A 6,000-nucleotide genomic window follows, 5' to 3' on the forward strand; every position below is an offset into this window, starting at 1 on the left:
TTTCTGGGAGTTTTTTGACAGTCTATTACACACTTTTAAGTGTTTAATATATATATCAATTAAGAAAGGGGAATGCTTATGTTTAAAAATACATCAAAATTAATTTATCGAGGCGTCGAGGAAAAAACAAGTAAAACAGGGAATCCGTATAAAATCGCAAGATTTGCTGACCCAGTTTCTTATCAGATTTTAGAATTTTTCTGTGACGACTCATTTGTTGCTACTGTGAAAGTAGAAGACCCTTGCACGGTCGAACTTAAGTGCGAAAAACGTGGTTATAATATGTCGTTTACTTGCCTTAGTGCTATGAGTGCTTAATTATGAGCGAACTGAAAAAAGAAGACCTCCAGGCACTCGAAAACGATTTGAAGGCACTCAAAGAATTATACGAAAAGGAGCTTCAACGTGAAAGTTCTGAACGTACTACACAAGCTACTGAGGATTCTAAACAGTCTGAAATATCTAATACGGAGAAGGTAACGGAGAAAGAACAAGAACAGTCGTTTCGTGCTTCTGTGTTAGAAGCTCTAAGCAAAATAGAAAGCGCGGACAGTTCAGCTTCTGACGAATCATTGAATAAACTCAATGAAAATCTCGAGACCTTAATAGCGTATCAGGAAGAACAAGCACAAACAAATGTCAATCAAGATTGGTTGCTATCTTCTTTACTGGTAATTGGGCTAATTGCCGTTTCAGGTTACGCCCTTTATAAGCTCGGTTCTTATATTGCCAGTAAAGTAATTTCAATAATTTTATATTAAAAGGAGGTTAATCGTATGTTTGGTTTAATTGGTGCTATTACTATGCCGACAGCTCCCAAGGTCGATTTGTCTGAGCCTGTTCAGTGGGTTGTTGATTTTGCTTCTTCAATCTTTACGGATAATGCAATTGTTATCATTACTGCTGGTTTGGTTATTGCAGCCCTTTTTGCGGCTCCTAAAATCGCTAAGCGCTTCGGTAAATCTGCGATTAAAGGTTAATGTACTCATTTGAGGCTAGGCGAAAGCCTAGCCCTTTTCTATTTTATGAAAGGAGAAAAAACATGATTGATTTAAAAAAAATAGGTAAGTGGATAGGTATAGTTTTTTTATTCTTGTTACTGTCTGTCATTGCGTTTTCATTTCTTCCCCTGTTGTCCTTGCTGACAATGTACGGTCTGGAAATGATGTGGGTAGTGATTTATATAACGCTGATAGCGGTGGCTCTGAAAGTGTGCTGGATACTTCTGATGTGGGTATTCAAGGGCAAGAACCCACTGCCGAAGAGTATGAAGAGTATCAAGAATATGCTCCCGAAATCGTCCCGATAAGTCCGCCATGGTTAGCGGATTCTGCCCTCTTTCAAGGCGCTGACGATTTAGCGAAAGTGGAGGACGGAAGTATCATAAATGTTCCATCTGTTAGACAACGTTTAGCACGTGCGACTTGGACTAATACATTTTTCGCCACTGCTCGAGGCGGTCCCGCCAATGTTGCTACGATTAACGGCGCTTTTGACGGCTGGAATATCTACGCTTGGCATTTGCCAAATGCGTTGAGTATAAACTTTGATTTGATATTGCGTGCGACTAGGAATAGTGTTTGGGCTACTAATGCTAGGATTGACGACGTGAAAAACTCGACGACTAGTCGAATGAATAATATAGACGCGGGCTGGAATAATGCAGTAAAAAATTTACAGACAAATATTAATAACGTGAATTCAAAAGCGACTAGCCGAATGGATAATATTGATAGTTACTTGCATAGTTCCGTAACGAGCTTACAGAATAATATCAATGCGTTAAATAAGAAGACCTCTGACCGCATGGATAATATCGATTCGGGCTGGCAAACAGCAGTTAAGAACTTGCAGAACAATATTAACGCAAATAGTACACGGATTGGAAACATGGATACATTCATGCATAGCTCTGTAACTAGTTTACAGAATAACATTAATGCATTGAATACGAAGACCTCCGAGCGAATGGATAATATGGATAAATTTATGCATAGCTCCGTAACGAGCTTGCAGAATAATATTAATGCCTTAAATACGAAGACCTCCGAGCGAATGGATAATATGGACAGTTTCATGCATAGCTCTGTAACGAACTTGCAGAAAAATATTAGCGCAAACAGTGAAAGAATCGAAAATATGGATAGTTATATGCATAGCTCCGTAACGAATTTACAAAAGAACATTAGTGCGAATAGTCAACGAATGGATAATATTGATTCTTTTATTCACAGCTCTGTAACGAATTTGCAGAACAATATTAATGCGTTGAGTGTTATCTCATCCGCTAAAGATAGTGACCTTCAAAGTCAAATAGACGCGATTAAGACAAACGGAGGTGGCACGAGCTGGTCGGACGTTGGTATAATTGCTGCTTTGCTCGCTGTTAAGGATTCTATCGACAAGTTCAAAATGTATTTTGAGGAGGACGGGGTATTTATGAAACTCCTTAAAGGACAGTTTGAAGGCTTAAAAGATTTGTTGAAGTCGCTGAGGATTTACACAGTCAATGACATAAGAGCTATTATTAATGATTACTTTTCTGCTGAGGACGGAAAGGGAACTGGAATTTTTTCAGAATTTCTTGATACGTTGTTGTACGGCATTAGGTACTCAATTGTTGAAGGATTCGGCGAAAGTTTAGATATGTTGTTGGATATTTTTCAAGCGTTAATTTCAACTATGCGGGGAATAAATGTTTTAATCGATTACGCTGAAACACTAACTAAGCTGGTCGATTTGCTAAAAGGTCGTCTGGATCTAATTCTTCAGTATCTCGTAAAGCTCATGAATAAAACGTTTGATTTTGACAGATTAGAAGTATTGTTATCAAAATTGAGTTTTGGAAATATCGTTAATGAAGCTGGTTCGAATATCTGGGATTTTCTTAAAGAATTGATAGGGACATTAGGCTCTTCGCTTAAGGATATTCTTGATTTTCTAAACAATTTATTAGATAAAATCATAGCTCTAATAGTTCCCGAAAATCTTGATTTCCTTGACCATGAGTGGACGGGTGTTTCTGATAAGATTCAACTGAAATTCAGTTTCATTTTTGATTCAGTTTCAAGTATTAAAAATCTTTTCTCAGGCTCTCAAAAGTCATTTGAAGACTTAGACGTCGATTTCGGCTCTAGTCAGCTTGCTGGTAACACGATTGCGATAGGGACAGTTAAATTGCCAATGAGCCACTTGAATAAATTCCTTGCAGTTGTGAAGCCATTCGCCAACGGTGGGATATTATTATGGTTTTTAATTGACATGTATCGCTGGATACATGAAAGAAACGCGGTGGTTGAATAATGCTTTTAGAATTAGTTTTTAAGCTGATTTTTGGTTTAGTTGATATTGTTATCTCTTTAATTCCTGCGTTTGATTTTGGCATAGATATGGGCATGTTGAACCCGCTTCGTGACCTGTTCGCTTTCTTAGATAATGCGGTCAGTGTTTCATTAATTTTATCGATATTGGGCTTATATATTCTAAGAGACAACTTCACGTTAATCAAAAATATTTTCTTTGCTGTCGTTAGAAAAATTCCATTTGTGAAGTAAAGAGATTCGCTTGCGAATCCCTTTACTCACAATGAATTTTTAACGAATAAGAAAATTTAGGAAAGGAGAAATTGACCTTGAAAATATTTCAATTCATAAAATATAAAGCTGTCGATTCTGCTAAACGAATCAAGTTAATGCGTGCAGGCATTAAACCGTTTCAGGAATACGGCTTGCGTTTGTACTCAGGCTGTCAAGGGAGCGGGAAAACGTCTAGTATGGTCGAGCAGCTGGAACGTTATAGAGCGCAATATAAAGATATCTTCATAGCGACGAATTTCGGTTATCGATACGAAGATATGAGTTTAAGCACGCTGGACGATTTAGTTGACTTGCCGAAGCTGGTCAGGGAACAGGGCTACAACGGGTTGGTAATCGGCTGGGACGAGATTCAAAATGATTTTGACAATACAGTGCGTACTTTTCCAGTAACGATATTGCGAACAATTACTCAACAGCGAAAACAAGCAATTAAAATATTGGCGACAAGTCAGGTATTCACTAGAGTTGCTAAGCCTATCAGGGAACAGACTTTTGAGGTCGTTCAATGTCGTACATTACTGGGGCGCTGGGTCTTTCAGAAATGGTATGACCCTGTGGAATATGAGTATTATATAGCGAATGCGAATAAAGATTCGAAGCTACCTGTCAAGTCAAAATATAACTATATTCAAACGGACGATATGAGAGAGTTGTATGATTCCTATGCGGTGATTGACAACTTATCTCGGCATCAGGAACAGCCGATTGAGGAACGTTTTGAGGAAGCTGTGAAAGTACGCAAACTCATTGACGATAATGAAGTCTTGTTGTTGATAGATTCATGATTACGCCTTATGATTTCGTGTATTTTGAACGGCTTTACAGCTATGAGGCGTTGAGAAATGAACGTGGATACTCGGAAGGTAGACAAGCCCGCATATTGCACGTTAGGCTACCTAAAACAAGTATGAAATTGAGCTTCATTCTTAATCATAAAATCGAACTGCCCGAACTGAAGAAAAATGCAAAGTTAGTTTTGACTGTTGACCTTTTTCACCGGGGAAAAAACAAACGAGCAGAAACGAAAATAATTGCTGTCGATTTATATGAATAATCAACGGTCAGGCGAATTGGGAAGGGACTTCCGAATTTGTCGGGCTGTTGCCTCGTCAAAGCGGTTGCGCTTGACGACTAAAACGGAGATAGGAAGGGCGGACAAAATGAAAAATTACGAGGAAATTTTCGCAAGTGGGGGGTCTAGTAACACCCCCCTACACTCTACATCTAGGAACCCTCTTGAGGCTTGCGTTGACTGGTTTTCTGTGACTTTTAAGGGAAATATTTTTTCGAATGGTTTATGCGATATGCTTCACCTGTCTGTTGACGATTTCGAATGTAAAAAACTTGCTGATTCTAACGAATATGAATATATGTATAAATTCGAGAACTTTATAACGGTTATGATTAGAAATGACAATCCGCAAGGCACAAAAAAAGCCCTGACACACTTGGACGTGAAAGGACAGGGCTGTCGGTTTTTAGAGAATAATTGGAAAGGTCTAACTTGGATTGATTTCTTTAATCTAATCAAATCAGCTTTCACAATTCATCACATAACACGTTTAGACGTAGCCATTGACGATTATGTGAATTGTTTAAATATTAACACATTACATCGTAAAATGCGACAAAAACATTTCAGAAGCAGTGCTGGCACTCGTTCATGGAGATACATTGAAAACGGAGATATGCAACATAAATCTGAAATTTCAGGACAAACTTTGTATATCGGTAAAGGTGACGTTGAATTTCGTTTTTATGATAAACTCGCACAACTCGTAAATTCTCAGGGTGTTGATTTAGACAAAAGTATTGATTTCTGGAATCGTTATGAAATCCAGTTAAGACAAGAACGGGCGCAAGTGGTCATGAATATGGTTGCTGCTGGTAACTTAGAAATAGGTGAGCTAGCTAAATCGATTATGGCGGAATACTTAGCGTTCTTAATTCCAAATAAAAGTGATTCAAATAAAAGTCGCTGGAAAGTGTGTGATTTTTGGTCTAACTTCTTAGGCGAAGTTAAAGGCGTACGTTTGACAATGCAACCGCTGGAAAAATCAGTCTATCGCACTAGAAGCTGGGTTGAAAGTCAAGTCTCGGTATCAATGGCAATTTTAGAGGATTGTTTTGGTAGTCAGTTCGTAACTAATATTGCTGAGGACGGGCGAAAAAGAATGACTAAACAGCACAAACAAATGATAAAGAGCTTTAGAGTAAATGAACAGGGAAAACTTGATTTTATTGAAAATGACAAGCTAGATCAAAAAAACAGGATACGTGAAGCATTTAATGAACGTGATTATCTAGAAAGCTTCGGTTAACTTTGATTGCTGACACCGTAGGTGACACATAAAGCCTATAGTGTCAGTATTTCATTAATTTACTAGTTTACATAATATACATT

The 6,000-nt window shown here is 38.0% G+C and carries 8 protein-coding genes; all 8 read left to right on the plus strand.

Features of this window, described 5'->3' with window-relative positions; genetic code table 11:
* Nucleotides 1–78 precede the first annotated feature (78 nt).
* The 8 genes from AC1Z3K_RS13305 to AC1Z3K_RS13340 all read left to right on the plus strand — a co-directional run bounded on the left by AC1Z3K_RS13305 (nucleotide 79) and on the right by AC1Z3K_RS13340 (nucleotide 5,917).
* Nucleotides 79–318, plus strand: coding sequence for a hypothetical protein (locus AC1Z3K_RS13305; RefSeq protein WP_426081501.1), 240 nt, complete (start codon nucleotides 79–81; stop codon nucleotides 316–318).
* 2 nt (nucleotides 319–320) lie between these two features.
* On the plus strand, nucleotides 321–761 hold the full coding sequence (locus AC1Z3K_RS13310; RefSeq protein WP_461732971.1) for a hypothetical protein: 441 nt from the start codon (nucleotides 321–323) through the stop codon (nucleotides 759–761).
* Between the two features lie 15 nt (nucleotides 762–776).
* Complete coding sequence (locus AC1Z3K_RS13315; RefSeq protein WP_426081503.1) at nucleotides 777–980, plus strand: hypothetical protein; 204 nt, start codon at nucleotides 777–779, stop codon at nucleotides 978–980.
* An 88-nt stretch (nucleotides 981–1,068) separates the two neighbouring features.
* Nucleotides 1,069–3,303, plus strand: coding sequence for a hypothetical protein (locus AC1Z3K_RS13320; RefSeq protein WP_461732972.1), 2,235 nt, complete (start codon nucleotides 1,069–1,071; stop codon nucleotides 3,301–3,303).
* On the plus strand, nucleotides 3,303–3,554 hold the full coding sequence (locus AC1Z3K_RS13325) for a hypothetical protein (protein WP_461732973.1): 252 nt from the start codon (nucleotides 3,303–3,305) through the stop codon (nucleotides 3,552–3,554). The genes AC1Z3K_RS13320 and AC1Z3K_RS13325 overlap by 1 nt, the downstream gene beginning before the upstream one ends.
* Nucleotides 3,555–3,631: 77 nt before the next feature.
* Nucleotides 3,632–4,381, plus strand: a complete 750-nt coding sequence (locus tag AC1Z3K_RS13330) for an ATPase (RefSeq protein WP_426081506.1) — start codon at nucleotides 3,632–3,634, stop codon at nucleotides 4,379–4,381.
* Nucleotides 4,378–4,650 carry a hypothetical protein gene (locus AC1Z3K_RS13335; protein WP_461732974.1) on the plus strand — a complete coding sequence of 91 codons (273 nt, stop codon included), beginning with the start codon at nucleotides 4,378–4,380 and terminating at the stop codon, nucleotides 4,648–4,650. The genes AC1Z3K_RS13330 and AC1Z3K_RS13335 overlap by 4 nt, the downstream gene beginning before the upstream one ends.
* Nucleotides 4,651–4,756: 106 nt before the next feature.
* Nucleotides 4,757–5,917 (plus strand): replication initiation factor domain-containing protein, encoded by a 1,161-nt coding sequence (locus AC1Z3K_RS13340; protein WP_426081509.1) that lies wholly within the window; start codon nucleotides 4,757–4,759, stop codon nucleotides 5,915–5,917.
* Nucleotides 5,918–6,000 lie beyond the last annotated feature (83 nt).

Source organism: Enterococcus sp. LJL128 (assembly GCF_056924295.1).